General features: G+C 63.3%; 32 protein-coding genes. 14 read left to right on the top strand and 18 right to left on the bottom strand.

From position 1 onward, the window contains the following. Positions 1–54: 54 nt before the first annotated feature. On the top strand, positions 55–1,311 hold the full coding sequence (locus DSHI_RS08175) for a hypothetical protein (RefSeq protein ID WP_012178279.1): 1,257 nt from the start codon (positions 55–57) through the stop codon (positions 1,309–1,311). Between the two features lie 49 nt (positions 1,312–1,360). On the opposite strand, the gene ssb is transcribed toward DSHI_RS08175, so the two are convergent. Continuing rightward, positions 1,361–1,867 carry a single-stranded DNA-binding protein gene (gene ssb / locus DSHI_RS08170; RefSeq protein WP_012178278.1) on the bottom strand — a complete coding sequence of 169 codons (507 nt, stop codon included), beginning with the start codon at positions 1,865–1,867 and terminating at the stop codon, positions 1,361–1,363. 160 nt (positions 1,868–2,027) lie between these two features. On the opposite strand from ssb, the gene DSHI_RS08165 reads away from it, so the two are divergent. Continuing rightward, complete coding sequence (locus DSHI_RS08165) at positions 2,028–2,636, top strand: lytic transglycosylase domain-containing protein (protein ID WP_012178277.1); 609 nt, start codon at positions 2,028–2,030, stop codon at positions 2,634–2,636. Between the two features lie 6 nt (positions 2,637–2,642). On the opposite strand, the gene DSHI_RS08160 is transcribed toward DSHI_RS08165, so the two are convergent. Further along, complete coding sequence (locus DSHI_RS08160; RefSeq protein ID WP_012178276.1) at positions 2,643–3,437, bottom strand: enoyl-CoA hydratase; 795 nt, start codon at positions 3,435–3,437, stop codon at positions 2,643–2,645. 56 nt (positions 3,438–3,493) lie between these two features. Here DSHI_RS08160 and DSHI_RS08155 point away from each other — a divergent pair, with 56 nt between their 5' ends. From DSHI_RS08155 to DSHI_RS08125, 7 genes are all read left to right on the top strand, one after another. Further along, complete coding sequence (locus tag DSHI_RS08155) at positions 3,494–3,916, top strand: PaaI family thioesterase (protein WP_012178275.1); 423 nt, start codon at positions 3,494–3,496, stop codon at positions 3,914–3,916. Positions 3,917–4,141: 225 nt separating this feature from the next. Further along, positions 4,142–4,600, top strand: a complete 459-nt coding sequence (rplM, locus tag DSHI_RS08150) for a 50S ribosomal protein L13 (RefSeq protein WP_012178274.1) — start codon at positions 4,142–4,144, stop codon at positions 4,598–4,600. A 4-nt stretch (positions 4,601–4,604) separates the two neighbouring features. Continuing rightward, complete coding sequence (gene rpsI / locus DSHI_RS08145) at positions 4,605–5,099, top strand: 30S ribosomal protein S9 (protein ID WP_012178273.1); 495 nt, start codon at positions 4,605–4,607, stop codon at positions 5,097–5,099. Positions 5,100–5,245: 146 nt separating this feature from the next. Then, positions 5,246–5,557 carry a heme-degrading protein HmuQ gene (gene hmuQ / locus DSHI_RS08140; protein WP_012178272.1) on the top strand — a complete coding sequence of 104 codons (312 nt, stop codon included), beginning with the start codon at positions 5,246–5,248 and terminating at the stop codon, positions 5,555–5,557. Between the two features lie 115 nt (positions 5,558–5,672). Next, entirely contained in the window at positions 5,673–6,554 is an 882-nt protein-coding gene (locus tag DSHI_RS08135; RefSeq protein WP_012178271.1) for an ABC transporter permease, read from the top strand. Next, positions 6,551–7,357, top strand: coding sequence for an ABC transporter permease (locus tag DSHI_RS08130; RefSeq protein WP_012178270.1), 807 nt, complete (start codon positions 6,551–6,553; stop codon positions 7,355–7,357). Before DSHI_RS08135 ends, DSHI_RS08130 begins: the two co-directional genes overlap by 4 nt. Further along, a complete protein-coding gene (locus DSHI_RS08125) occupies positions 7,354–8,421 on the top strand; it encodes an ABC transporter ATP-binding protein (RefSeq protein ID WP_012178269.1) in 1,068 nt (355 codons plus the stop codon). Before DSHI_RS08130 ends, DSHI_RS08125 begins: the two co-directional genes overlap by 4 nt. Before the next feature lie 14 nt (positions 8,422–8,435). Here the strand turns inward: DSHI_RS08125 and DSHI_RS08120 are convergent, their stop codons facing one another. The 10 genes from DSHI_RS08120 to guaA form a co-directional block, all read right to left on the bottom strand. Beyond that, positions 8,436–9,053 carry a TetR/AcrR family transcriptional regulator gene (locus tag DSHI_RS08120; protein WP_012178268.1) on the bottom strand — a complete coding sequence of 206 codons (618 nt, stop codon included), beginning with the start codon at positions 9,051–9,053 and terminating at the stop codon, positions 8,436–8,438. Next, a complete protein-coding gene (gene ppk2 / locus DSHI_RS08115; protein ID WP_012178267.1) occupies positions 9,046–9,915 on the bottom strand; it encodes a polyphosphate kinase 2 in 870 nt (289 codons plus the stop codon). Before ppk2 ends, DSHI_RS08120 begins: the two co-directional genes overlap by 8 nt. Before the next feature lie 81 nt (positions 9,916–9,996). After that, entirely contained in the window at positions 9,997–10,869 is an 873-nt protein-coding gene (locus DSHI_RS08110; protein ID WP_050757884.1) for an alpha/beta fold hydrolase, read from the bottom strand. Positions 10,870–10,933: 64 nt separating this feature from the next. Further along, positions 10,934–11,851: a homoserine O-acetyltransferase MetA gene (gene metA / locus DSHI_RS08105; RefSeq protein WP_012178265.1), complete on the bottom strand. Its 918-nt coding sequence runs from the start codon at positions 11,849–11,851 to the stop codon at positions 10,934–10,936. 35 nt (positions 11,852–11,886) lie between these two features. Then, positions 11,887–12,759: a hypothetical protein gene (locus DSHI_RS08100; protein ID WP_012178264.1), complete on the bottom strand. Its 873-nt coding sequence runs from the start codon at positions 12,757–12,759 to the stop codon at positions 11,887–11,889. 37 nt (positions 12,760–12,796) lie between these two features. Further along, the gene (locus tag DSHI_RS08095; protein ID WP_044027693.1) at positions 12,797–13,705 is read right to left on the bottom strand and encodes a DMT family transporter; all 909 of its coding nucleotides are present in this window, start codon (positions 13,703–13,705) and stop codon (positions 12,797–12,799) included. Positions 13,706–13,804: 99 nt separating this feature from the next. Beyond that, the gene (locus DSHI_RS08090; RefSeq protein ID WP_012178262.1) at positions 13,805–14,938 is read right to left on the bottom strand and encodes an outer membrane protein transport protein; all 1,134 of its coding nucleotides are present in this window, start codon (positions 14,936–14,938) and stop codon (positions 13,805–13,807) included. 75 nt (positions 14,939–15,013) lie between these two features. Beyond that, positions 15,014–15,901 (bottom strand): DMT family transporter, encoded by an 888-nt coding sequence (locus DSHI_RS08085; RefSeq protein WP_012178261.1) that lies wholly within the window; start codon positions 15,899–15,901, stop codon positions 15,014–15,016. After that, positions 15,898–16,539, bottom strand: a complete 642-nt coding sequence (locus tag DSHI_RS21350) for a YdcF family protein (RefSeq protein WP_012178260.1) — start codon at positions 16,537–16,539, stop codon at positions 15,898–15,900. The genes DSHI_RS08085 and DSHI_RS21350 overlap by 4 nt, the downstream gene beginning before the upstream one ends. Further along, positions 16,530–18,092, bottom strand: a complete 1,563-nt coding sequence (gene guaA / locus DSHI_RS08075; protein WP_012178259.1) for a glutamine-hydrolyzing GMP synthase — start codon at positions 18,090–18,092, stop codon at positions 16,530–16,532. The genes DSHI_RS21350 and guaA overlap by 10 nt, the downstream gene beginning before the upstream one ends. A gap of 196 nt (positions 18,093–18,288) precedes the next feature. Here guaA and DSHI_RS08070 point away from each other — a divergent pair, with 196 nt between their 5' ends. Continuing rightward, positions 18,289–19,836, top strand: coding sequence for a trimethylamine methyltransferase family protein (locus DSHI_RS08070; RefSeq protein ID WP_012178258.1), 1,548 nt, complete (start codon positions 18,289–18,291; stop codon positions 19,834–19,836). A 17-nt stretch (positions 19,837–19,853) separates the two neighbouring features. Here DSHI_RS08070 and DSHI_RS08065 read toward each other — a convergent pair whose 3' ends face one another. Next, positions 19,854–20,156: a DUF6477 family protein gene (locus tag DSHI_RS08065; RefSeq protein ID WP_012178257.1), complete on the bottom strand. Its 303-nt coding sequence runs from the start codon at positions 20,154–20,156 to the stop codon at positions 19,854–19,856. Positions 20,157–20,349: 193 nt separating this feature from the next. Between DSHI_RS08065 and DSHI_RS08060 the strand changes: the two genes are divergently transcribed. The 3 genes from DSHI_RS08060 to DSHI_RS08050 all read left to right on the top strand — a co-directional run bounded on the left by DSHI_RS08060 (position 20,350) and on the right by DSHI_RS08050 (position 23,319). Further along, entirely contained in the window at positions 20,350–21,474 is a 1,125-nt protein-coding gene (locus DSHI_RS08060) for a DUF6456 domain-containing protein (protein WP_012178256.1), read from the top strand. 199 nt (positions 21,475–21,673) lie between these two features. Then, positions 21,674–22,624, top strand: coding sequence for a lipoyl synthase (lipA, locus tag DSHI_RS08055; RefSeq protein WP_012178255.1), 951 nt, complete (start codon positions 21,674–21,676; stop codon positions 22,622–22,624). 176 nt (positions 22,625–22,800) lie between these two features. After that, the gene (locus tag DSHI_RS08050) at positions 22,801–23,319 is read left to right on the top strand and encodes a hypothetical protein (RefSeq protein ID WP_012178254.1); all 519 of its coding nucleotides are present in this window, start codon (positions 22,801–22,803) and stop codon (positions 23,317–23,319) included. Here DSHI_RS08050 and DSHI_RS22495 read toward each other — a convergent pair. Together DSHI_RS22495 and hpt are read right to left on the bottom strand one after the other, a co-directional pair. Then, a complete protein-coding gene (locus DSHI_RS22495; RefSeq protein WP_162017695.1) occupies positions 23,316–23,486 on the bottom strand; it encodes a hypothetical protein in 171 nt (56 codons plus the stop codon). The two genes, DSHI_RS08050 and DSHI_RS22495, sit on opposite strands and share 4 nt — an antisense overlap. A gap of 30 nt (positions 23,487–23,516) precedes the next feature. After that, positions 23,517–24,053: a hypoxanthine phosphoribosyltransferase gene (gene hpt / locus DSHI_RS08045; protein ID WP_012178253.1), complete on the bottom strand. Its 537-nt coding sequence runs from the start codon at positions 24,051–24,053 to the stop codon at positions 23,517–23,519. Between the two features lie 80 nt (positions 24,054–24,133). Here hpt and DSHI_RS08040 point away from each other — a divergent pair, with 80 nt between their 5' ends. Further along, positions 24,134–24,592 carry a type II toxin-antitoxin system RatA family toxin gene (locus tag DSHI_RS08040; RefSeq protein ID WP_044027692.1) on the top strand — a complete coding sequence of 153 codons (459 nt, stop codon included), beginning with the start codon at positions 24,134–24,136 and terminating at the stop codon, positions 24,590–24,592. Here the strand turns inward: DSHI_RS08040 and DSHI_RS08035 are convergent. From DSHI_RS08035 to DSHI_RS08025, 3 genes are read right to left on the bottom strand one after another with little or no spacing between them, the layout of a single operon-like run. Further along, the gene (locus tag DSHI_RS08035; RefSeq protein ID WP_012178251.1) at positions 24,571–25,053 is read right to left on the bottom strand and encodes a CinA family protein; all 483 of its coding nucleotides are present in this window, start codon (positions 25,051–25,053) and stop codon (positions 24,571–24,573) included. The genes DSHI_RS08040 and DSHI_RS08035 overlap by 22 nt on opposite strands. Continuing rightward, positions 25,050–25,538, bottom strand: coding sequence for a phosphatidylglycerophosphatase A family protein (locus tag DSHI_RS08030; RefSeq protein ID WP_012178250.1), 489 nt, complete (start codon positions 25,536–25,538; stop codon positions 25,050–25,052). The genes DSHI_RS08035 and DSHI_RS08030 overlap by 4 nt, the downstream gene beginning before the upstream one ends. Further along, positions 25,535–26,683 carry a bifunctional 2-C-methyl-D-erythritol 4-phosphate cytidylyltransferase/2-C-methyl-D-erythritol 2,4-cyclodiphosphate synthase gene (locus tag DSHI_RS08025; RefSeq protein ID WP_050757824.1) on the bottom strand — a complete coding sequence of 383 codons (1,149 nt, stop codon included), beginning with the start codon at positions 26,681–26,683 and terminating at the stop codon, positions 25,535–25,537. The genes DSHI_RS08030 and DSHI_RS08025 overlap by 4 nt, the downstream gene beginning before the upstream one ends. Between the last annotated feature and the right edge of the window lie 83 nt (positions 26,684–26,766).

Below are 26,766 nucleotides of genomic sequence, written 5' to 3'. Positions count from 1 at the left end.
TAGTTTCAGGGAGCGCACATTTCTGAGCCCGAGGGGCTTGTACAGGGCTTTGAGATGCAATCTCTCGTTTCGCATTGGTTGGGTTTTTGGGGCTGGGAGGCACGGGCGATCACCGTGTCCCGAATGCAGGACAAGATCGTCGAGACCCCGGACGGCGCCTTCCATGTAGTTCTGAATGCAGGGCGTTTTTCCGGGCTGACACTGTTCACGAGCGTGGATAACGGAGGTACCTGGGACAGAAGTTTTCAATTTGAAAACAGTGATCTATTCTCGACCGCTCATCTGGATTTGCTCGAAGATGGCAGAACGCTGACAGTCTCCTATCAGGGAGCCAACCGCGAGGTTTTCTACCAGACCCTGAGCTATGACGCCCACCTTGCGAACTGGTCGGCGCTGACCGCTCCGGTCACGGTATTCGAGGCGGGTCAATCCGCACGGGTCAGCTTGCCGAACCATGTCATGGGGGTGGACGGGCTTCTTTATACCTTGGCTGTAGGAGACGCCTTCTTCGTACCGGAGATCAATATCGCAATGTCCGCCGATGAAGGTATGACCTGGGAGACCAGCGATATTCAGCTCTTTGGTAATCTTCTGGTTTCGGTCCGGGGGATATCCACCCCGGATGTGACTGGCGCGATCGTGGCAACAGATAACAGTCTCGCCTGGTACGACGCGACAGATCCCGACGCCCCACTCGTCGAGATTTCCGAGAACGGCTCCTTTGCGGTTCTGGCGAGCCATTACAGCCTGACGGTCGTTGAAGACGACATCTACCTCGCCAATATCACGACCGAGGATCTGCCCCAGGTCGAGCTATTTGTGTTTGAGGGTGCGACCCGGGCCTGGCGCGAGTTGGAGGTTCAGAACACCTTTGCCGCCGAGGCCTATGTGCAGATCAGCAGCAATCCGCAGGGCCATCTCTACCTGACATTCGACGATTTTGGCGACTCGACGCTTCGGGTTCTCGAAAGCCTCGATGGCGGCCTTACCTGGGAAATCGAGGCGGAGATCGAAGTAGAGGACCGGGTTTTTCCCGCGCTGACACGCATGGCTGCGCCGGAATACTTCACCGAAGACCTGGTGGTGTTCCAGATGGTCCAACCCCGGGAGGGCTCCGATTTCTATGGTGTAAGCGCGGTAACGGTCGACGTCGACGCGGACGGCAGCGTGCTCTTGGAGGGCCTGCGCCCGGCACGCGAACCCGTACGCGACCACATGTCCACGTCGCCACATCCCTGGGTGCCGGGGGAGCATTTGGATGGCGTCGGTTCTCTTTTTGAACGCAGTGTCGCAGAGGACACCCTGCTCTGAGCGCAGGGCACCCGGCGTCAGGTCTCCTTTCGCCGGGCAGCAATCCCGATCAGAACGGGATCTCGTCGTCGAGATCGTTATGGCGCCCGCCTCCCGCAGGCGCGTTGCCGCTGTCGCCGCCGAACCGGTCATCGCTGTATCCGCCGCCGCCGGACTGGTCCGAGACGTAGCCGCCACCACCGCCCATGCCACCGCCGCCGCCGTCGCGACCGTCCAGCATGGTCAGTTCGGACTTGTAGGGGCGCAGAACGACCTCGGTGGAGTAACGGTCCTGGCCAGACTGGTCCTGCCATTTCCGGGTTTCCAACTGGCCCTCGATATAAACCTTGGAGCCTTTGCGCAGATACTGTTCTGCCACCCGCGCGAGCGGTTCCGAGAAGATCGCGACGGAGTGCCACTCTGTCTTCTCGCGCCGCTCGCCGGTGTTGCGATCCTTCCAGTTCTCGGAGGTGGCAATGCGCAGATTGCACACCTTGCCGCCATTCTGGAACGTGCGCACTTCCGGGTCGCGCCCGAGATTTCCGACCAAAATGACCTTGTTGACCGAACCTGCCATTGCTGTCTCCCCGCGAATCCCGCGTCTTGTCTCACTGTTTCTGTGGCGAGGTTACACCATCGCCAAACCGTAAAGGAAAGGTCAATGCGCGTCTTGCACCGGGCGGCTTGGCGTTTTTTATCTCAAGCTCTATAACCTCGGGATACCAGGGGAGACAGTGATGACGCCACCATCTCGCGCGAAGGCGCTTGCGACGTTCTGCTTGTCGGCGACCGTGGCTCTTGTCCCGATCGGTCAGGCTCTCGCGGACACCACGCGGTCGACCAATTCACGCGCCTCCCTGTTTTCCTCGCAGACATCGGTCCTCGATCGGCGCGGGGCGACGCAGTATTCGCATTCGGCGCGTCTGCAGCCCCGGTCAATCTCCCGTGACGGCGAGATCCCCTCCTATCGTGGCAGCTATCGGGGGCCCTATCTGGACATGGCGCGCAACGCGGCGCGTCGGCATGGCATCCCCGAGGACCTGTTCCTGCGCCTTGTCCAGCAGGAGAGCGGCTTCAACCCCAAGGCGGTGTCGCACAAGGGGGCCATCGGGCTGGCGCAACTGATGCCGGGCACGGCGCGCATGCTGGGCGTGAACCCCCATGATCCGCAACAGAATCTCGAAGGCGGTGCGCGCTATCTGCGGACGCAATACCTGCGGTTTCGCAACTGGCGCTTGGCTCTGGCCGCCTACAACGCGGGCCCCGAGGCTGTCGCACGCCACAACGGCGTGCCCCCCTTCGAAGAGACGCGCAACTATGTGCGGCGCATCCTCGGCACGCTCTGAGCGGCGCTAGCCGTCCGACCAGTTCGGCGGGCGTTTATCAAGAAATGCGGCGATCCCTTCCTCGGTGTCGCGCAACGCCATGTTCTTCACCATGACATTCCCTGTAAACGCATACGCGTCGGCGAGGCTCATCTGTGACTGCTCGTAAAAGGCCCTTTTGCCGATGGCGACCACGGCCCCGCGCTTCTCGGCCACTTTGGTGGCAAGCGCGTTTGTCTCCGCCTCCAGATCTTCGGTTGGCACCACCCGATTGACCAAGCCGAGAGCCTGCGCCTTCTGCGCCTCGATCATCTCGCCGGTCGTCAACAACTCAAAGGCCTGCTTGCGCGGAATGTTGCGGCTGAGCGCCACCATCGGGGTCGAACAGAACAGCCCGATATTCACACCGTTCACCCCAAATCGCGCCCCCTCGGCGGCAACGGCCATATCGGCGGTGGCCACCAATTGGCACCCCGCCGCCGTGGCGATGCCGTGGACCTGGGCGATTACCGGCTGGGGCAGAGCTTGCAGTCCCATCATCATGCGCGCGCATCGATCGAAGAGATCCTTGAAGGCCGCGGCCCCACCATCCTCGGACTGCCGCGCGGCCGTCATCTCCTTGAGATCATGGCCCGCGCAGAACGCCCGTCCGGCCCCGCGCAGCACGACCACCCGAGTGGTGCGGTCCTCGGCCAGTGTGTCGATCTGTGCCTGCAGCGCAGCCAGCATCGCGTCCGACAACACGTTCAGGCTCTGCGGTGCATTCAGCGTCAGCGTTGCGATCCCGTCCGCATCGCTGCGTAAAAGAAGATCCTCGGCCATCTTGTCCTCCCGTTCATTTGGCGCGACCTTACGGGGCAAAAGGGCAGGGGGACAAGATGAGCGTCAAGATGGATGGACCCGCGCTGGAAGGGTTTCTGCAAGAGGCCTTTCCGCAAGTCGCCGAGGATTTCCGCATCGAAGAGGTCGCAGCAGAGCAAATGCGCGTGCGCCTCGTGATAACCGAGAAACATCTGCGCCCCGGCGGGACCGTGTCGGGTCCCTCGATGTTCGCACTGGCGGACGTCGCGCTTTACCTGATGGTGCTGGCGCGGCTTGGGCCCGTCGCTTTGGCGGTGACCACCAACTGCAACATCGACTTCATGCGAAAGCCGGCGGCGGGAAAGGACCTGATTGGCGAGGCGCGCCTGCTCAAGCTCGGGCGCAGCCTTGCGGTGGGCGATGTGCTGATCCGCTCGGAAGGCTCCAAGGCTGTCGTGGCGCGGGCTTCGCTGACCTATTCGATTCCGCCTTCGAACTGAAAACCCGCACGACCGGTCGCCTGAAATCCAACCAACGAGCGGTCTGGCGGCCTCTTTCGGTTCCAAATATCGACAATTATGTGGGGTAAATAGATACCTTATTTGCAGTCCATTGTTTTGCAACACAAAATCCCGCAAGAGCGCTCTTGACGCGACCGTCAGAACCCTTAGAACCGCGGCATCCAACCGGGCCCAGCCCGGCAACCGTTCTGATAGGGCGCGACTATGAAAACCTTTACCGCAAAACCGGCGGATATCGAGAAGAAGTGGATCCTGATCGACGCCGAAGGCATCGTTCTTGGCCGCCTCGCCTCGATCGTCGCCACCCGTCTGCGTGGCAAGCACAAAGCCACCTTCACCCCGCATATGGACATGGGTGACAACGTCATCGTCATCAATGCGGACAAGATCCAGCTGACTGGCAACAAGCGCAACAAGCCGAACTACTGGCATACGGGCTACCCGGGCGGGATCAAGTCCCGCACCACGGGCCAGATCCTCGAAGGCAAGTTCCCCGAGCGTGTTGTCACTCAGGCCGTCAAGCGCATGCTGCCCGGCGGTCCGCTCTCGCGCCAGCAGATGACCAATCTGCGCGTCTATGCCGGCGCCGAGCATCCGCATGAGGCACAGAGCCCCGAAGTGCTGGATCTCGCGTCCAAGAACCCCAAGAACACCCGGAGCTGAGTAGATGGCTGAAGAGATCAAATCCTTCGACGACCTGAGTGCCGTCGCTGAGGGCTCCGTCGCCGAGGCGACCCCCGAAACCACCATCTCGCGCGAACCTGTCCGCGACGACCTGGGCCGGTCCTATGCGACTGGTAAGCGGAAGGACGCGGTTGCCCGTGTCTGGATTCGTCCGGGCTCCGGCAAGATCACCGTGAACGGCAAGTCCATGGACACCTATTTCGCGCGCCCGGTGCTGCAGATGATCCTGCGCCAGCCGTTCCAGGTCGCCGGGGTCGAGGACCAGTTCGATGTCACCGCCACGGTCAAGGGCGGTGGGCTGTCGGGTCAGGCCGGTGCCGTGCGGCACGGTGTATCCAAGGCGCTGCAGCTCTATGAGCCCTCCCTGCGTGGCGCGCTCAAGGCGGCGGGTTTCCTGACACGCGACAGCCGCGTGGTGGAGCGGAAGAAATACGGCAAGGCCAAGGCCCGGAAGAGCTTCCAGTTCTCCAAGCGCTGAGTTCCGATTGCATTCGAGCTTGCGAAGGGCGTGCCGGTGGCGCGCCCTTTTCGCTGCTCGCCCCTTGACCCTGCACGGGGCATCCGGTTCTCTCGCCGCGCCAGCCGTCGCTCGCAGACTCGCACAGCAATTATGGAGTTTAGCCGATGTTTCTCACCATGAACCGTTTTCGTGTCAAAGCCGGTCAGGAAGACACGTTCGAAGATGTCTGGAAGTCCCGCGACAGCCACCTGAAAACCGTGGATGGTTTCGTATCCTTCCACCTCATGAAGGGCGAAGAGAGCGATGGTGTCCGCCTCTATGCGTCGCACACCCTGTGGCGCGATCGGGCAGCGTTCGAAGGCTGGACCAAATCCGAAGCTTTCCGCATGGCTCACAAGGGCGCGAAATCCAGTGCGGACATGTATGACGGACCCCCGGTGCTGGAGGTCTTCGACAGCGTACAGGAGCTGAGCTGAGCGCGCGGCCCGACCCCGCCAGCGCGCTTCAGAGCGCTTCAGGCGGCATCGTCACTTTCCACTTGTTACCCCTGCGGCAACTCCGCATCCTTATGAACGGGGGGGAGTGGGTGCGATGACAACACGAAACACGACAGCGCGGCGCAGTGAGGCCATGCAAGGCTACGTCATGGTCAGCCCGCCGCTGATCTTTACGATTCTGCTGCTTGCCGTTCCCCTCGTTGCAATTCTGGTGCTCAGTTTCTGGACCCAGAACTTCATGGAGTTCGATCGCAGCTTCACCTTGGCGAACTACCGGGAAGCGGTCACAGACCCGATCTATGGCACGCTGATGGGCCGGTCCCTGTGGATCGCCGGGATGGTGACTGTGGTGACCGTGGTGCTGGCCTTTCCCATCGCCTATTTCGTGTCCTTCCACGTCCCGCAGAACCGTAAGGCGCTATGGATTTTTCTGATCACGGTCCCGTTCTGGACCTCCTACCTGCTCCGCGTGTTCCTTTGGAAGGTAATCCTCGGCTTCAACGGAGTTCTCAACTCTGGTCTGCAAGGGCTTGGTATCATTGAGGAGCCACTGACTTTCCTGCTCTATAACGCCAATGCGGTCGTGATCACGCTTGCCCACGCTTACGCGCCCTTCACGATCCTGCCGATCTACGTGGCGCTCGAGAAAATCGACCGCTCCCTGCTGGAGGCCGCGCGCGACCTGGGCGAGAGCGCCTGGGGCGCGTTTTGCCGGATCACGCTGCCCCTAGCCATGCCCGGGATCGTGGCCGCGACCCTGATTGTGTTCATTCCGGTGATCGGCGACTACGTTACACCCCGGCTTGTTGGGGGGCCTGACGGTCTGATGATCGCCAACATGATCCAGACCCAGTTCCTGCGTCTGAACGATGCGCCCATGGGCGCGGCCCTCGCGGTTTCTGCCATGACCATCGTCAGCGCCATCGCCCTGCTTGTGGTGTTTGTGACCCGCAACATCGGGCGGGCCCCCAAATGAGCCGCCGGGTGTTGTGGACCTATGCGGTGGTGTATTTGGTTTTCCTCTACCTGCCGGTGGCCTTGCTGCCGATTTTCGCTTTCAACGACAGCACAATCATCGCCTTTCCACTCAGTGGTTTCACTATAAGCTGGTTCGTGGAACTGACCCAGATCCCGGCGTTGCATGACGCGGTGCGCAACTCGCTGATCATCGCGCTGTCGACGGCCGTGTTTTCCACGGCGCTCGGAGTGTTTGCGTCGCGTGCGGCCACGCGGTTCGAGTTTCCGGGCAAGGCGGGGATCATGGGGTTCATTATGATCCCGCTGGTGCTGCCCGAGATTATTGTCGCGGTTTCATTGCTGGTGGTGTTGCTGCAAATGGGCCTCAACCTGTCGCTTTGGGCGGTTATCCTCGGGCATACCCTGATCTGCACACCGTTCTGCATCGCCATCCTGTCAAGCAGCTTCAGCGGCCTCGACAGGTCGCTCGAAGAAGCCGCCATCGATTTGGGCGAGACGCGTCTCAGCGCGTTCCGGCTCATCATTTTGCCGCTGGTGGCCCCCGGCATCGTCGCCTCGCTTCTCATCTCGTTCACCATTTCACTGGACGAGTTCATCATTGCCTTTTTCCTGACCGGCACCGACCCGACCTTGCCGGTCTATATCTGGAGCCAGCTACGCTTCCCGCAGAAGCTGCCTGTGATCATGGCGCTGGGAACGATCCTCATTCTGCTGTCTCTCGTTCTGATCATCACCGCCGAAGCCTTCCGCCGACGCGGCTTGCGCAAGAGCGGCCAGACCGACACCGGAGGGTTCTTGTGACCGCACCCCTGATCCGCATCCAGAACGTCCAGAAATACTACGGCAGCTATCACGCTCTGCGAGATGTCTCGGTCGATATCGGCGCGGGGGAGTTTTTTTCACTGCTGGGCCCGTCCGGCTGCGGAAAGACGACCCTGTTGCGCACCATCGCCGGTTTCGAGGAATTCGAGAGTGGCACACTCACCCTCGGCGGCGTGGACATGGTGGGGGTGCCCGCCAACAAGCGGCCCACCAACATGGTGTTCCAAAGTTATGCGATTTTCCCGCATCTCAGCGTCGGCGACAACGTGGGCTTCGGCTTGAGGCGACGCACCGACCTGACCGGGGAGGCGCGCGCCAGTCTCGTCGCCGACGCCCTGCACATGGTGGGTTTGAAGGGCTATGGCGCGCGCGCGGCCCATGCACTCTCCGGTGGGCAACGGCAGCGTGTGGCGCTCGCGCGGGCGCTGGTGCTGAAACCCAAGGTCCTGCTGCTGGACGAACCGCTATCGGCCCTCGACAAGAAGATGCGCGAGCAGATGCAGACCGAGCTGCGGCGGCTGCAGCGCCATGTCGGCATCACCTTCATCCTGGTGACCCACGACCAGGAGGAAGCCTTGACCATGTCGGACCGGATCGCGGTGATGTTCGAGGGACGCATCGCGCAGCTCGCCCCCCCCCAGACGCTTTATGCGCAACCCGCAAGCCGGGCGGTGGCCGAATTCATCGGTACGATGTCCTTCCTGCCCGCGGAGATCAGCGGCGATCGGGCTGATGTCGCCGGTCTCGGCACGGTGCCGGTGACGGCGGATCAATGTGCTGAGGGCGCCACGGGGACCTGCGTGGCGGGCGTGCGCCCCGAAGGCATGGCGCTCGATTTCGACGAGACCGGGCAGGGCACCCCGGGCGAGGTCGTCGAGCGGGAGTATTTCGGGGACATGACCAGCTACCATGTCCGCCTCGACGGGACCGATCGCCTGGTTGAGATCGCCATGAAGAACGGGCCCGGCATTCCCGTGCTCGATCCCGGCGCGCGCACCCGGGTCCAATGGTCGCCCGAGGCACTGCGCTATTTCGCAGCCTGATTGCCCAGCCCCGCTCAGTCGTCCGGCGCGATCAGTCCCAGCCCGCGCAAGTAGATCCCGATCCCGGTTTCCAGAAGATCCTCTGGCGGGAAAGGGGCTTTGGACCCCGGCGCGCCACGGGCGAAAAGTTCCACAACCCCGTGGCTCATGGCCCAGATATGCGCCGAGAACATCGAAGCCGGCGGGCGCTTGTCCTCGGGGATATGCTTGGACAGTTCCTCCGCCGCGCGCTCCAGAACCTGCCGAGACCGGGCCGAGGCGGTGGCCAGCTCCGGTGTTGCCTGGTTCGAAATCCCGCTCTCGAACATCGCCATGTAGTGCCCGGGATGCTTGCGTGCAAAAGCGAGATAGGCCCGACCCGTCGCCTCGAAGGCCGCCAACGCCGAGGGCTGTCCGGCGTTGAACGCATACTCCATAAGGTCCGCGAAAATGGAATGCCCTTGCACGGCGATTTCGATGATCAACTCGTCCCGGCCGGAGAAATGGCGATAGACCGCTGCCGGGGTCACGCCGGCATTCTTGGCTGCCTCGGACAGGGTGAATCCGGTCGGCCCCTTCTCCTCGATCAGCTTGAGGGCGGCATCGACGAGCGCCGCACGCAAATTGCCATGGTGATAGCCGCGTTTAGGCATCCCAGATGTCCGGGCCTCCGCTGACCTGCGGGTCGAGGGCAGAAACAAGCTGTGTCTTCTTGCCGGTATAATCCAGACCCGAGAGGATTTGACGGATCGCGGCAAGACGCGCACGCCGCTTGTCATCGCTGCGAATGATCGTCCATGGCGCGACCTTGGTGTGACTTCGGGTCAGAGTCTCGGAAATCGCACCCGTATAGGCATCCCATTTCTTCAACCCCTCCACGTCGATCCAGCTCAGCTTCCATTGCTTGAGCGGATCCTTCTCGCGTCTCAGGAAACGGCGCAGCTGTTCGGCGCGTCCGACGTTGAGCCAGAATTTGACCAGGTGAATTCCCTCATCCACCAGCATTGCTTCGAACTCCGGCAGCTGGCGAAAGAACGCCTCCCGTTCGGAGGGCGCGCAGAACTCGAAGACATGCTCCACCACGCCGCGGTTATACCAGCTGCGGTCGAACAAGGTGATCTCACCGCCCGCGGGCAATTGTCTGATATAGCGCTGAAAGTACCATTCCGATGCTTCGCGGTCCGTGGGCTTGGAGAGGGCCACCACCCGCGTCGTACGCGGGTTGAGATTGGCGCGCACGCGCTTGATCGTGCCGCCTTTTCCGGCCGCATCGCGCCCCTCGAACAGCACGCAGACCCGCGCGCCGCTCTCCTTGACCCAGGACTGCAGCTTGACCAGTTCGATCTGCAGCGCCCTCAGGGTGTCCTCGTAGTCGTCCTTGTCCATGCGCGTCGCGTAGGGGTAGGTCGGTGACAGGATCTCGCCCTTCTTGGCACCGGCCAGTGCCGCCTGGACATCCGGCGGCGCATCATGGGTCGCAAAATGGGAAATGGCACCATCGAAGGGCAGGGACATCGGGGCGGTCCTCGTCTCAGGGGCGCGCAGGTCCGAAGGGCGCCGGTCACGGTCGTTCGGGCAGTATGGCGATTGCGCGGCTCAGCGCAATCCGGAGGCGCGTGCCGCCCGCGCCACTGCCGCGACGACTGCCTCCTGTTCGGCGTGATGCGGCATGTGGCCCCGACCTTCCAGCAGCACGAGGTTGCCATTGGGCAGGATTCGCGACATCGGGATCGCGTGCACCGTTTCGGGCACGACCTTGTCGGCGGTCCCGTGCAGGATCTCGACCGGCAAGGTCAGCCCCGGATATTTCTGAGACATGACCTGAATATGAGGCTTCAAGCCATGGACCTGGCGTGCATTCGTGTGGACCTGCGCAGGCCGCAGGGTCAGATCGACGCCGACATAGTCGATATACCCTGTCGGCAGCGGGTCGGGATTGAACAGCGATTGCGCGAAATCGGGCGCCCGGCTGCGCGGCACGAGAGCTACCAGCAACGGCACCAGCGTGGCGCCCCCCAGATCACTTGATGCAATGCTGTACCAAGGACCCAGGCCTCCGGGCCAGGGCATCGTCGCACCGCCCAGGGTCACGACGCCCGCGGCCTGGTCCGGTCGTTCCAGCGCCCAGGCCATGGCAACGGACCCGCCGAAGCTGTGCCCTAAGATGATCGCCCGATCCACGCCGCGCGCGTCCAGCGCCTTGGCCAGATGGCGCGCCTGCTCCTGCGGACTTTCGCCGCGGTCATGCAGGCGATCGGAATAGCCCAAGCCGGGCCGATCAAACGCCAGCGTACGGAACCCCGCCTCGTTGAGATACCCGGTCAGATCGAAGGTCAGGTCGCGCAGATTGCCCGACGCGCCGTGCAGCAGCACGACCGCAGGCCCGCGTCCGGCCTCGGCCACATGCACGGTCTTGCCATCCACCTGGATCAGGTCGCCAAGCGGCGGGGTTCTGTCAGAACGTGTCACGGTGTCCTTACCGGTCGCAGCGCAGGCCGTCAGTCCCGCCAAAGCGGTCACTCCGATGGCTGCCTTAAGTACCGATCTTCTCGAGGTCATATTCGGTGGTCTGGTATATCTCGTTCAACCAGTTGCCATATAGCAGATGCGCATGCGATCTCCACCGATTGAGCGGTGCGCGAGCGGGGTCGTCGTCGGGATAGTAATTCGTGGGAACGTTGATCGGCGTGCCGTTCTCCACATCCCGGTCGTATTCTTCCTTGAGCGTGCCGGTGTCATACTCGAAATGGTTGAAGATATAGAGCGCGCGGTGCCCGGGGTCCTCGACCAGGCACGGACCAACCTCGGGCGAGCCCAGGAGTGTGGTCAAACCGGGTACCGCGTCGATCTCCGATTGTTTCATCTCGGTCCAGCGGCTCACGGGAATGACGCAATCGTCCGAAAACCCGCGCAGGTAGGGGGAGGCGGGTGCAAGGTTGCGGTGCCGGAAGCAGCCGAACGCCTTGGCGGGGAGGATGTGCTTCTGCACTCCGTGGAAATGGTTGATCATCGCCATCCCGCCCCAGCAAACGCCGAAGGTCGCGTGTACATTGGTCTGGGTCCAGGCGAAGACCTCGCGCAGCTCGTCCCAGTAGGTCACATCCGCGAACTCCAGATGTTCGATGGGGGCGCCGGTGATGATCAGCCCGTCAAACTTGCGGTCTCGGACCTCGGCGAACGGGCGATAGAACGCCTCCATATGCGCGGCTGAGGTGTGTTTGGACTGATGCTCGGTCATCCGGATCAGGGTCAGGTCGATCTGCAAGGGCGTGGCGCCGATCAGCCGGGCGAACTGGGTCTCGGTTTGGATCTTCTTGGGCATCAGATTGAGAAGCCCGATCTGCAGGGGCCGGATGTCCTGGCGATCCGCGCGCCCCTGGCCCATGACCATCACTCCTTCGGAGGACAGCACATCGAAGGCAGGCAGGGTCTCGGGGATCTTGATCGGCATGAGAGGGGTCCGGCTTGTCGCGTGGAGGTGTGGACTTAGGCGCTTGAGCTCCGATTGCCAAGGGCGTCCGCGATCAGTGCCTCGAAATCCGCGGCATCGCGCATCCGGGCGATATCATCGGCTTCCACCGTGACGCCCCAGTTCTGCGCCATGGCCGCATAGCGCGGCTGACGGTGCGCGAGCGCCTGGGCATAGGTCCAGCGGATGAAGGCGTCCGGGTCTACCGCCTCGGGGGCCATACGGTTCTGGGCCAGATACTCCGCCCACACCCGGTCGAGGAACTCCGGTTGGTAGGCCATCGGCTTCGGGTCCCGGTCGAAACGGCGGATCAGTTCCTCGGTATGGGCCGCGTCGCCCTTGATCCAGACCAGCAGCGTCACAGCCGACAGATCGCGCAGCAGTGGATCCTCGGGGTCCTCGGCGTCCACCCATTCGCAGATCGACCCGCCGCTGTCGCACACGAAATGTGGATAGCCATAGAGTGCCTTGGCGCGGTCGATGAAATGTGCGGTGTCCTGCAACGCGGCGATCTCGGCGCGCCGGAATTGCGCCTGCCTGAGGCGGTATTCGTCGATCGGCACCCCTCCCAGCGCGGGATTGCCGGGCTTGCCGAGATAGGTGGAGACCGGTGAGAGGTTCTCCAGCGTGATGTTGGACCCGATATAGATCGAATCCGACATCAGCAGGTCCCGCAGGAAGGGCACCTGCATGGCCTCGCGCTTGAAATTGTCCACGATGTGCTCGCCCATATACCGGGTGCCGATCCGGTAATCGACGGAGTAATGGAACCAGTTTCCGGACTCGCGCAGCCGGTTGGACACGAAAGTCTTGCCAAGACCGGACATGCCGAACAACAAAACGTGTTTTTCCGGCGCGGAGGCCCAGGCAGCGGGCGTGTCATAGAGCATTGGCGGGCCTCCGTCGCGGGCGATCAAGTGCCCGGGTTCAACCGGAAAGCAGCCGCCGGGTCAAGCGTCCGTCCAGCACGATCAGCCCCAGCGCCAGCAACCCGAAGCCGAGGAACGCATACCCCGGCAGCGCCTCGCCGCGCACCAACGCTCCCAGTGTGATCGCCACCGGGGCCACCAGAAGGGTACAGAGCATCAGGTTGCCCGATCCCGCCGCGGCCAGCACCCGGTAATAGAGCAGATAGGCAAAGGCCGTCGCCACCAGCGCATAGTATCCCACGGCCAGCATCGCGGTACCGGAAGGCAGGGCCGTGGGCACCCCGTCGAACATCAGCGCTCCGGGGATCATCACCAGGCTGGATGCGGTCAGCATGCCGGCTGCCGCCACTTCAGGCGCCAGCCCCTTGAGATGCATGCGCGCCCAGGCCCCTGCAAACGCGTAAGACACCGTCCCGGCAATAACCGCGAGTTGCGCCAATGATTGCAAATCGAAATGCCGGAAGTTGTGCAAACCGATGGCCGTGGCCACCCCGAGAAATCCGAGGGCGACGCCAAGCCCCCGGTTCAGGGTCAGGCGCTCATCGGCGAAGACCAGGGCCGCCACCACCACCCCGAAAACCGCCGTGGCCGCATTCAGGATCGAGGTCAGCCCGGTCTCGATATGAAGCTGCCCCCAGGCCATGAGCGAGAACGGCAAGACGTTGTTCAGAAGGCCCATGACCAGGAACGCGCCCCAAAGACGCAGGTCCCGCGGCACGGCCGTTCCGCGCCACAGGATCACCGCCCACAATAGCAAGGCCGCGATGCCCACCCGGTAGGCGACCGAGGTCACGAGAGGAATTTCGTCCAAAGCGATCCGGATCGACAGGAAGCTGCCGCCCCAGATCAGTGAAAGCAGGCCCAACTCGGCCCAGGCGCGTAGCGAAAGAGATTTCTGTATCGTCATGGAGCGCATCTACCGTCAAACAATCACCTCCGCGATCCGAAACCTGCGCAAAGAAAAACCCCGCCGAAACCGGCGGGGCGTGACACAGATTCAGCGGGATCAGAAGTAGTAGCCGATCCGGAAGCCGTAGCTGACAGAGGTGTTGTCCCGGAAGTCCGAGACCGGCGTTCCCGGCGGTCCGTTGGGCGCCTGGGACAGGGCATCACCAAGCCAGCCGTATTCGACACCGCCGGTGATCTTGATGTTGTCCCGGCTGTAGGTCACCCCGAGCGATATGGCGTCGCGACCGTCGATCGGTCCTAAGTTTCCGAAAATATCGCCGCTGTCGGGTTCGTGGATATAGGTGATCGCTCCGGCCCAATTCTCGTTGAAACGTCGCCCAACGCCGATCCTATAAGTGATCGTGTCGCTTTCGTAGGCGGCAAGGGCATAGTCTTGGCCGAGCGATGCGATCCCAGCGGCGTAGACCGGCGGATCGATCTCGAACTCGCTCCAATCGACCCAGCGGATCGAGCCGAAGAGCAGCGTGTTTGCCGCGATTCCGGTTTGCGCCTCGAGATGCACCGACTGCGGGATTGTCGTCTTGAACCCGTCGTCCAGAACGGCAGGCCCGCCCGGGGTCAGGAAGCTCTCGGAAGATTCAAAATTATGGTCGATGGCCGAGTTATAGGTCAGCGCCACCCGCAGACCAATCTCGGGACGTTCATAGGCCGCACCGACCATATAGCCGAACTCGCGGTCGTTGTTGGTCGTCAACTCGTAGCCCGGGATCGTGGGCAGAGCGACGAAGCCCTCCACCTGTTGGGCGCGCAGGCCGCCATAGACGCTGAACCCACCGTCGAACTTGTAGCGCAGCATCGCGGTGAGCGCCCGCGCATCGAGATCCGCCTTGGAGCCTGCAAAGGGATGGCCGGTGCCCTCGGGGTAGCGGATCCGCGCCCCCACGGGCTGGTCGAGGACCAGCGCGGCAACCAGCCGGTCGCTCAGATCGGTCTTGAACGACAGGGTAAAGATGTTCTCCGAGGCGAGCATGTCACCGGTCGACACGGACCGGTCGAGCACGAAATCCCCGCTTGCATCCGGATCAACCTGCCCGAAAGACAGCTCAGCGTAGGTGCCCTCTTCAAAGAGAATCCCAACGCTTTGTGTGGACCGTTCAACTCCACCGCCGAAGGCCTGTGTCGCCAGTGCGACTGCCGTACCACTGGCCAACGCCAGGTGAATTTTTCGCATGTGTTCCATCCCATTTGCGCACGTCTTGCGTGTGCCTGGATCGAAACTTATGCGAATGTGGAAAAAACCGTCAATCTATAACGCGGCGTCAGGACGCGGTTTGGGGCGCTCGACCCAGATATTTATGGCATTTGCGCCGATAATGAGGGCCGCACCCAGGATGAGGCCCAGCCCCAGGGCCTCGTTGTAGAACATGAACCCGACGATGCCGATGAGCGGAAGCCGCAGGAAATCGAAGGGCATCACGATCACGGCGGGGGCGATGCTTAGTGCCGTTGTCAGGCAGAAATGCGCCACCAACCCGCACAGCGCCACAAGGCACAGCCAGGGCAGGGTGGTGAGGCTCGGCCAGGTGACCTGTCCGTCATGGAATACCGCCACCAGTCCAAAGCCGCTCTGCATCACCGTCAACCAGAACAGGATGCAGACCGTAGTCTCGGTGCGCGTGAGCTTCTTGGTGAACATGGCGGACCCGGCAAAGCCCAGAGCCGAGAGCGCCGCGCAGATCACCCCGAGGCTGATGCCCGTCACATCGGGTTGCGCGACGATCAGCACGCCACTGAACCCGATGGCCGCCGCCAGCATGCGGCTGCGCGTCAGCCGCTCGCCCAGGATCAGCGGCGCCAGAAGCGTCACCCAGAGCGGTGTGGTGAACTCCAGCGCGAAAAGCTGCGCCAGAGGGATCAGGGGCAGGGCGAAGAACCACAGGTTCTGGCCCGTGAAATGGCACAGGTTGCGAATGCCGTGCAGGCCGAGGCTCCGGGTGGTGACCTCGCCCAACCGCCCGAACGCGCCCGCGATGACCAGCACCAGGCAGATCCCGATCAGCGACCGGAAGAACATGATCTCGAACGTGTCGTGGGTTGTGGATAAGGCGCGTCCCGAGACAGCCATCAGGATGAAGGACCCGATGGCCCCGGTCATCCAAAGGGCCGCCTTGACCGGTTCGTTGCGCGGCGTCATGTCAGCAGCGCGTCCAACCGGGGCCCGCCGAGGCCCAGCGCCGCCGCGACACTGTAGACCGCGCCGCGCACCATGTTTCCGGCCCATTTGATCGGTTCTGCCGCAGCACCCTGCCACTCGATCCGATCCGGATCGGCGGCGACAAGGTCCAGTTCCCGAAACCCGGCCCACCAGAAGGAGGCGATCGACCGCATCCCGTGATAGCGGTGGGTGACCAGCAGCACCGGTTGGTCCCGCAACTCCGGCACGAGGCGCGCGGTGAACAGCGCGTTCTGCAGGGTGGAGTGGCTTTCGCCTTCGACCATCGCAACCTCCGCGGGAAGGCCCGCGGCAATGGCGGCTTCGGCCATCAACGCGCCCTTCGACGCCGGCTCCAGCCCGCCAAGACCGCCGCTGAAAATCACCTTCGGGGCATATCCGGCCTCGAACGCATCGAGGCCAGCCTGAGTGCGCGCCGCAGTTTGCGGGCTGAGCGTCCCATCCGCGGCGACCCCGTGGGACAACACCACGATGGCGGCATATTCGCTGCGCGCGGGAGGTTCATAAAGAACGATTCCCGCAAAAGTTGCCACCGCGAAGCCCATCAACACCAGCACCCCGATCTTGCAGAGTTGCCAGAGCGCGCGCATCACTCCCATTCAATGGTGCCAGGGGGTTTCGAGGTGATGTCATAGGTCACCCGGTTGATGCCCTGCACCTCGTTGATGATCCGCGTCGCCGTCTCGCCAAGGAATTCATGGGTGAAGGGATAATAGTCCGCCGTCATCCCATCGACCGAGGTTACAGCCCTTAGTGCGCAGGCGTAATCATAGGTCCGTCCATCCCCCATCACGCCCACCGTTCGCACCGGCAGAATCGCGACATAGGCCTGCCAGATCTCGTCATAGAGCCCATACTTGCGGATCTGGTCGATATAGACCGCGTCCGCTTCGCGCAGGATTTCCAGCTTGGGGCGCGTGATCTCGCCGGGGCAACGAATCGCGAGACCCGGCCCCGGAAACGGGTGCCGACCGATGAAGGATGCAGGCAGCCCCAGCTCGTGGCCCAGCGCCCGCACCTCGTCCTTGAACAGCTCGCGCAACGGCTCGACCAGCTTCATGCCCATCTTTTCCGGCAGACCGCCAACATTGTGATGGGACTTGATCGTCACCGACGGCCCGCCCGAAAAGCTGACGCTTTCGATCACGTCAGGATAGAGCGTGCCTTGGGCCAGAAAATCCGCGCCGCCGATTTCCTTGGCCTTGGCCTCGAAGACGTCGATGAAAAGCTTGCCGATGATCTTGCGCTTGGTCTCGGGGTCCGATTGCCCGTCGAGCGCCGACAGGAACAATTCCGTCTCGTCCGCATGGATCAGGGGCAGGTTGTAATGCTCCCGAAACATGGTGACGACTTCCTGCGCCTCGTTCTTGCGCAAGAGGCCATGATCCACGAAGACACAGGTCAGCTGTTCGCCGATCGCCTCATGGATCAGCACCGCTGCTACCGAGCTGTCGACACCGCCCGAGAGCGCGCAGATCACCTTGCCATCTCCGACTTGCGCGCGGATTTCGGCAATCGCCTGCTCGCGGTAGGCGTCCATGGTCCAGTCGCCGGTGAAACCGGCCAGGCGCACGAAATTCTCGTAGAGCGTCTTGCCGTTCGGGGTGTGATGCACTTCCGGGTGAAACTGCACGGCAAAGAAATTGCGGGCGAGATCGGCAGTGATCGCGAAGGGGGCGTTGGGCGACGTGCCGTACACCTCGAAGCCCGGCGCGATTCGACTGACATGGTCGCCATGGCTCATCCAGACCTGCTCCCGCCCATCGAGGAACCAGCCATTGAGCAACTCCGGCCGATCACCCTGCGGCGTGACATAGGCGCGCCCGAATTCCGCGGTGCCATGGCCGCGCTCCACCATGCCGCCGAGCATCTGCATCATCACCTGCTGGCCGTAACAGATGCCGAGAATCGGCACGCCAAGCTCGAAAACGCTGGCCGGCGGGCGGGGAGAATTCGCATCGATCACGCTGGCGGGCCCACCCGAGAAGATCACCGCCTTGGGCGCGAAATCGGCGAGAAACGCATCGGTTACATTCTGGAACGGATGGATTTCGCAAAACACGTTCAACTCGCGCAAGCGGCGCGCGATCAGCTGCGTCACCTGGCTGCCGAAATCGATGATGAGGAGGCGGTCATGGTCGAATTGGGTCATGTTTCGGCTTTAGGGCCTTGCGCGGGCGGGTGCAACGGCGGCGCATCGAAAACCGGACAGGCGCAGCGACAGATCCGCAAATTTGCCCGCCCGGGCGGTGCGATGTCGCTTCCCGCCGCAGAAGGCCGCAAAATGCAGTCCGACGCGCGTTTCGACGGCGTAGCCTCGTCACAGGTGCAATCCGGGAGAGTCCAACATGGGTGATGCAGTATCCGTACGACGGCGCGGCCGGAGCGGGGGCGGGGCGGCACGCCGGGCCGAACGCACGGCCATCCGTGTCGATGTCGCACCCACCATCCATCGGGGGATTCCGACCTTCGACATGCATTCCGACGAAGCGCTCGATATCATCGAGCACAACGCCGAGACCGTGCTCGAAGAGATCGGCGTCAATTTCGTCGACAACCCCGCAGCACTGGCACTTTGGCGCGATGCCGGGGCCGATATCCGGGGGGAGCGGGTGCACATCCCCCGTGGTCTTTCCAGAAAGCTTTGCGCCATGGCGCCTGCGCGCTTCACCCAACTGGCGCGCAATCCAGCCCGCTCGGTCGAAATCGGCGGCGACAGCCTGGTGCTGGCACCGGTCTACGGCCCACCCTTCGTGCGCGACATCGGCGGCGGGCGCCGCTACGCCACGCTTGCGGATTTCGAGACCTTCGTGAAGCTCGCCTACCTGTCGCCCTGGCTGCACCACTCCGGCGGCACCGTCTGCGAGCCGACCGATGTGCCGGTGAACAAGCGCCATCTGGACATGCTCTTTGCCCACATGACGCTCAGCGACAAGCCGTTCATGGGCTCGGTCACCGAGCCGAGCCGGGCCCAGGACAGCGTCGAGATGTGCGAGATCCTCTTCGGGGCGGAGCGGATGGCCCAGGGGCCGGTGATGACGTCGCTCATCAATGTCAATTCGCCCCTGACCTTCGATGCGACGATGATGGGTGCGCTCGAAGTCTACGCCCGGGCAGGGCAGGCCTGCATCATCTCGCCGTTTATCGTGGGTGGGGCCATGGCGCCGGTCTCGGTCACGGGCACGCTGACACAGGTTCTGGCAGAGGTCCTGGCGGGCGTGGCCTATTCCCAATTGGTCAAACCCGGCGCGCCGGTGATCTTCGGCGCGTTCGTGACCTCCATCGACATGAACTCCGGCGCGCCCACTTTCGGCACGCCTGAGGCGGCACAGATCACCTATGGCGCGGGGCAACTCGCCCGCCGTCTTGGGTTGCCCTATCGGTCCGGTGGTGGATTCTGCGGCTCGAAACTGCCCGATGCCCAGGCCGGTTACGAGACCGCGAATTCCCTGAACGCGGGCCTGCTGGCGGGTGTGAATTTCATGCTGCACGCCTGCGGCTGGCTGGAGGGCGGTCTCGTGGCCAGCTTCGAGAAGTTCGTCATGGATGCCGACCAGTTGGGCACGCTGCACAAGTTGGCCCAAGGCGCGCCCTTCGACGACAACGCCCAGGCGATGGATGCCCTGCGCGAGGTAGGACCGGGCGGGCATTTCTTGGGCTGCGACCACACCCAGAACAACTACAAGCAGGCCTTCTGGCGTTCCGATGTCTTCGATTGCAAACCGTTCGAGACCTGGGCGGAGGAAGGCGCGCGCGATACCCAGGCGCTCGCGGCACAGCGACTCAGCGATTTGCTCGCGCGTTACGAGGCACCGCCGCTCGACCCGGACATCGAGTCGCAATTGAGAACATATATAGAACGTAAAAAGGCGTCCATGCCGGACGCCTTCATCTGAGGGCTCTTTAGAGCTTTTTAACCAACGCGATCGAGCTGCATGAACTCCGGCAGGAGTCGCGTCTCGGCCATGATCGCCGCCAGCACTTCGATATGCCGGGCGACCGAATAGGCAGCCTGTCCTGCCTGCCTGGTTTCCTCCAGCAGGGACTCGATCGCCATCAGCTCTTGCAACGCCTTTGCCGGGCGCGGCGCTTTTTGCTTTTTGATCAGGCGCTTGAGGTCTCTTTCACGGCTGTAGTCGCGCAGGCCGAACCGGGCGGCGCGCATCAGGGTCTGGGGGCGGCGCAGGGTGGAAAGCGAAGCGAGAAGCGGTGTCATGGGCGTGTCCTTGCGTAAAAATCGCAATCAGAAAAACACAACCACAGATTGTGTTGCGTCAGCCCCGTCCGCTGCGTTCGGTTGGTAAACAACTGTTTATCTTTTGAAATTGATTATGGGGATCTCAACGGGATTTAAGATTCCAGTAACCATATCAACCCTAGGTTGCATTCGCCGCAATACGAGGACTGGCATGTCAAGCTTTTCTTCCGCCCCAAACACGCTCATGGACCTGCCAGATTGGGTCCCCACACATGCCCGTCACTACCTGGCCCATACGGAACTGGGTCTGTCGATCCGGTCCGTTGCCCGGGAAGCGGGCTGTGCGGCCTCAACCGTGCTGCGCCAGATCCGCAAACTCGAAACCGAACGGGACGACCCCCTGATTGACGAAGCGCTCGACACCTTGCGTGCGCATTTCACCCCTTCCTCTCCAGCAGAACAGGACGTCATCCCCATGAGCGCCCATCCCCGCATGCTTCTGAAGACCGAGACCGCGAAAATCGAGCGGGAGGCACGCCGCATCCTGCGTCGGCTGTGCGAAAGCGATGCCGTGCTGGCGGTTTCACCGGAAATGGAAAAGGCCGTCGTGCTGCGGATGACCGATGGCATTCCGCGCCGGATTGCCGTGGTCGACCGCGGGATCGCGCAAGCCTTCGCGCTGCAGGATTGGGTCAAGTGCCGCAGCGCGGGCAAGGTGGCGCAATACGAGATCACCCATGCCGGGCGTCTGGCGCTGAAACGTCTTCTGGCGGATGACGCCAAGCGCAAGAGTGGGCTGGACACACCGGAGGTTGCGGCCTTCGCGGAACAGCATCGCGACTGGGGCGAGCGGCAGGTCGTCGCGAGCGACACCGGCGAGACCGCCCGCCTGCGCTACAACCTGGCCGAATCGCCCATGCTCAGCCTTGCCCGGCGTCGGGACAAGGATGGTACGCCGTTTTTGACCGATGAGATGGTTTCTGCGGGTGAACGGTTGCGCGAGGACTTCGAATTGGCGCAAATGGGTCCGCGAACAACTCAGAACTGGGAGAAGTTCTTGACCACGTCCGACCGCAGCAGCTTCCAGCCGGGCTCCGATCACGGCGGTGGGTCTGGTCAGGCCAAGGATCGCGTGCACGCGGCCTTGCAGGAGCTTGGACCGGGGCTGGGCGATGTAGTGCTGCGATGCTGCTGCTTTCTCGAAGGCCTTGAAGCCGCCGAGAAGCGCATGGGTTGGTCCGCGCGCTCGGGCAAGATCGTCCTGCGGATCGCCTTGCAACGGCTGTCCGAATACTACAAGCGTGTACACGGTCAGGGCGGCGGCCTGATCGGCTGACCTGGAGTTTTTCGAACAAGGCAGGTGTGGTGGCTTGCCTTTTTTGCGCGCAGTGTCTCGGGTCAGGGACACTGCGCGTTTTTTCTGCGCATCCCCGGCCCGCGCCTGGGACAGATCGGCGCGTACATGACGGGTATGCACAAAGCGCAGTTACTTTTTTCTTCTGTTTGGTTATGTCTCCTGACCAGAGGAGAGACCCATGCGTGATCTGAAACTGCCCGAACAGCGTCACCCGGAAAAAGCCCACCGTCCGGACAATGCCCAGCCAAGAAAGCCGAGCTGGATCCGGGTCAAGGCCCCCGGCGGCAAAGGGTATACCGAAACCCGTGACATCATGCGCAGCCACAAGCTGACCACGGTCTGTGAAGAGGCCGGTTGCCCCAATGTCGGCGAATGCTGGAGCCAGGGCCACGCCACCATGATGATCATGGGCGAGATCTGCACCCGCGGTTGCACCTTCTGCAACGTCGCCACCGGCAAGCCTGACGCACTTGACGCCTTCGAGCCGGGCCGCGTGGCCGATGCGGTCAAGAAGCTCGGACTGAACCACGTGGTCATCACCTCCGTGGACCGTGACGATGTCGAAGACGGCGGGGCGGAGCATTTCGCCATGACAATCCGCGCAATTCGCCGTCACGCCCCGGACACCACCATCGAAATCCTGACGCCCGATTTCCTGAAATGTGCGCCCGAGGCGCTGGAAACCGTGGTCGCGGCCCGGCCGGACGTATTCAACCACAACCTTGAAACCGTGCCGGGGCTCTATCCCACCGTGCGGCCCGGCGCGCGCTACTTCCACTCCCTGCGGCTGTTGCAGCGGGTCAAGGAACTGGACCCGTCCATGTTCACCAAATCGGGCATCATGGTCGGCCTGGGCGAAGACCGGCAGGGCGTGATGCAGGTGATGGACGACATGCGCGCAGCGGATGTCGATTTCCTGACCATCGGCCAATACCTGCAACCGACGCCCAAGCACCACACGGTCGACCGGTTCGTCACGCCCGAGGAGTTCAAGGCCTACGAGAAGGCGGCCTATGGCAAGGGCTTCCTGATGGTCTCGGCCACGCCCCTGACCCGGTCGAGCTATCACGCCGGCGACGATTTCGCCCGTCTGCGTGAGAACCGCATGGCCCGGCTCGCCGAAGCCTGAGCGTCCGACAAATCCTGATCCGACCTGATCAAGGCCGCGCCCCAGGGGTGCGGCCTTAACCATGCGCGCCGAAACTCCCTGCATTTGCGATAGATTCGCGTAAAATGCCATTCAAATGCCCCGTGTTGGGACGAGTCGTCGGGGCCGTACGAGTGTTTCGAGTTTTGGAGGCTGCCATGGCCTATCTGCGCAGTGGGATGCGGGGGATACTCTGGATCCTGTACCGAGTATTCGGTCTGGCCTGTATCGGGCTCTCTGCGCAGATGGGGCTGCTTATCGCGCAGTTCGACAGCAGCTATGTGCCACGGGCAGAGCAATGGCCCTATGTCATCGCATTCCTCTTGCTGTTGTGCGGGGGGCTGGTCCTGCTGCCGTCGACCACCCCGGTCTGGATCAAGCAGGTCCGCTCCCCGGCCAGCGCAGGTTTGGCGATCACCAGCCTTGTCGCACTCTGGGCGGCGGTCCTTGCGGGTGTGAACATGCTCGTGGCGGCAGGGGTCTTGGTGCTGGCCTCGCTTGACATAAGCCGGCTCTTGCAAGGCGTCAGTGTCCTCATGCTCACCGGTGTGCTCTGTGCCGGGGGACTTGGGTTGATCTCGCCTGGAAAGGTGTCGCGCAGGGTTCCGATCATGGACGCGGCCGCCGCCCGGTGTGGTAAACTGCACCCCCTGCCGAACGCCTCGCGCTATCGCTAGAACCGCGGCGGGCGCGGCCATTCCGGCGACAGGCTCTCTGGCCAGCCGAAGACAAGCTCGACCCCGTAGATCGCCGCACAGATACCGATCACCACGAAAACCAGCTTGACCAAGCCCGGCGAGGGCGGGTGACGCACCCACCGTGCCATCCGCAGAAACCAACCCATGTTCATGGCGTCGACCCCGTCACACGCGCCTCACAGCTTCCGAACCTTGCCGATATAGGGCAGGTTGCGGTTGCGCTGCGCGTAATCGATGCCATAGCCGACGACGAATTCGTCCGGAATCTCGAACCCGATCCAGGTTGCCTGCACATCGACCTCGCGCCGTGTGGGCTTGTCCAGCAAGCAGATGGTCTCCATCCGTCGCGGCTCCCGCGAGGCGAGCAGGCGCGTGACATGGGACAGGGTAAAGCCCGTATCTACCAGGTCCTCGACCACCAACACATCGCGCCCGGCAATCTCGCCGCGCAGGTCTTTCAGGATCCGCACCTCCCGCGAGCTTTCCATGCCGTCGCCATAGGACGATGCCTCCAGGAAATCGACCTCAACCGGCAGATCCAGCTCCCGTACCAGGTCCGCGATGAACACGAATGACCCGCGCAGCAACCCGATCACGATCAGCTTGTCCGTGCCTGCAAAGGCCCTTTCGATCTCACGTGCAAGCGCCTCGACCCGGGCGGCAATCGCCTTGGCCGAGATTATCTTGTCGATGACATATTCGTCGTGCTTCATCCCGTCCCCTTGATTTCCGGCGCATGTTGGCCGAAATCACCTGCCACTGCCACGGAAAACCGTACAAAATACTTGAGGCCATGCCGCAGCATTCCGAATCCCGTACCCTGCCATATAGCGCCGCGCAAATGTATGCGCTGGTCGCGGACGTGGCCGCGTACCCGAAGTTTCTGCCTTGGTGCGCGGCGGCGCGCATTCGGTCGGTACGCGACACCACCACCGGCTCGGAAATGCTCGCGGACCTGGTGATCTCCTTCAAGGTGTTCCGCGAAAAGTTCGGCTCCCGGGTATGCCTCGTGCCGGCCGACAACCGGATCGATACCGAGTATCTCGATGGCCCGTTTCGGTACATGCAATCGCGTTGGGTTTTCACCGATCTTGACGAGGGCGGCTGCAAGGTCGATTTCTCGACCGATTTCGAGTTCAAGAACCGGGTTTTGCAAAGCGTGATCGGCGTTGTCTTTCACGAGGCGATGCAACGCATCGTCCGCGCTTTCGAAAAACGCGCCGAGGCGCTTTACGGCCCCGCTGCGGCCTGAGCCGCCGACAGGATCAGCGCCAGCGCGTGATCCCGCGCCGCTGTGCGCACCGCAGCCCGGCCAAGTGCGCCGAACTCCACCGTTTCCGACCGAAGGGGCGTAGCGGGACCCACGATCGCGAAACAGACGCGGCCTTCGGGCTTGAACTCCGACCCGCCGGGGCCCGCAATGCCCGTGATCGCCACCGCGATATCCGCGCGGGCGGCGACTTGGGCGCCCGCCGCCATCTCGCGCGCCACCTCTTCGGACACGGCGCCATGGGCTTCCAGCGTGGGTGCTGTCACACCCAGCATCTCGGTCTTCGCAAGGTTCGAATAGGTCACGAAGCCGCGCTCGAACACGGCCGACGACCCGGCGATATCCGTGATCGCCGCGGCCACCATCCCGCCCGTGCAGCTTTCGGCGCAACTCACCGTCAGCCAGCGCGCCGTGCAGAGCGCGACGATCTCCGCAGCACTCATATCAGCACCCCATGGGCAAGCGCGGCCAACAGGGCGACGCAGAGCGCGGCCATCACCCCGGCCACCACATCGTCCAGCATCACGCCCCAGGCGTCATGGCGGCGGTCGGCCCAGCCCACGGGACCCGGTTTCCAGATGTCGAACAGCCGGAACAGCGCGAAGGCCGCGATCCAGCCGGGCCAGAGCGCCAGCATGTCGACCCCGGCGAACTGCGCCCCGTAGGATACCGGCCAAAGTGCGATCCACTGGCCCGCCACCTCGTCGATCACGATCTCCGAAGGGTCGTGGTCCTCCGCGCCCGCGGTCGCGGCCCTCGTGGCCCACCAGCCGACGAAGAACACCGCAACGCTTGCCAGCGCCAGCAGGGTGAACCCGCCCAGCACATGCAGCGCCCAGGCCAGGGGCAGGGCGGCCAGCGACCCCCAGGTCCCCGGCGCGGGGCGCAGCAATCCGACCCCGAAGACTGTGGCAATCGCCCGGCTCATGTCCGCACCAATGTGACCGTGGCCAGGGCCGCGATCCCTTCCTCGCGCCCGGTGAAGCCCAGCCGCTCCGACGTGGTCGCCTTCACGCTCACCTGATCCGGTTGCAGCCCCATCAATTCGGACATTTTCGCTTTCATTACGGCATGGTACGGTCCGATCTTCGGGCGCTCACAGACCAGCGTGCAGTCCATATGCGTGATGGTGTAGCCCCGCTCAGCGGCCAGAGCGACCGCGTGGCGCAGAAAGATCTCGCTCGCCGCGCCCTTCCATTGCGGATCGCTGGGCGGGAAGTGCTGGCCGATATCGCCATCCCCCAGCGCGCCATAGATCGCGTCCGTCACCGCGTGCATGCCCACATCTGCATCAGAATGCCCCATCAGCGCGCGGTCATGGGGGACCTCCACGCCGCACAGGATCACCGCGTCGCCGGTGCCGAACCGGTGCACGTCGTAACCATTGCCGGTGCGAATATCCATCTTGTCCCTCTCTTTCAGCAGGGCCGCCGCGCGGGCGAAGTCCTGCGGGTAGGTAATCTTGAAGTTCTGCTCGTCGCCCGCGACGATCGCCACCGGCATACCCGCGGCGCGGGCGATCTCCACATCATCCGCCGCCGCCCCGGTGGCCGCCGCATGGGCGTCCCGGATCGCACCGGCGTGAAAACCTTGCGGGGTCTGCGCGCGGTAGAGCCCGTCGCGCGGCTGCATCCCCGTCACCCGATCCCCGGCCCCGGTCCAGAGCGCGTCGACCACCGGCAGGGCAGGGGCCGCCGCCCCGGTCTCGATCACCCCCGCGACAACCCGGGCGATCAGGTCGGCCGACACCACCGGCCGCGCCGCATCGTGGATCAGCACGATCGCCTCCGGGTCGGCCACCGCCGCGAGCGCACAGGCGACCGACGCGCTCCGCGTCGCACCTCCGGACACGCAGCGCAGCGGTTTGGCCGCGGTCAGCGTGGCTGCCAGGTCCATATCCTCCGGGTGCAGCACCACCAGCAGCTCCGACACCTGCGTCGCCCGGTCGAATGCCGCCAGCGTCCAGTCGATCACCCGGCGCGCACCAAGCGGTCGCCATTGCTTGGCAAGCCCACCGCCCGCGCGTGTGCCGCGCCCCGCCGCGACAAGAATGGCCGTAACATTGGGCGTCAAGACATGCTCTTCTCTCGGTGAAATCCGCTCCGTTCCTAGGACTCTGTGCGACAAGGCGCAATCCTCAAGCGGACCCCGGGGGA

It is taken from the genome of Dinoroseobacter shibae DFL 12 = DSM 16493 (assembly GCF_000018145.1).
Taxonomy (GTDB): domain Bacteria; phylum Pseudomonadota; class Alphaproteobacteria; order Rhodobacterales; family Rhodobacteraceae; genus Dinoroseobacter; species Dinoroseobacter shibae.
This window is presented reverse-complemented; position numbering and strand designations above follow the sequence as displayed.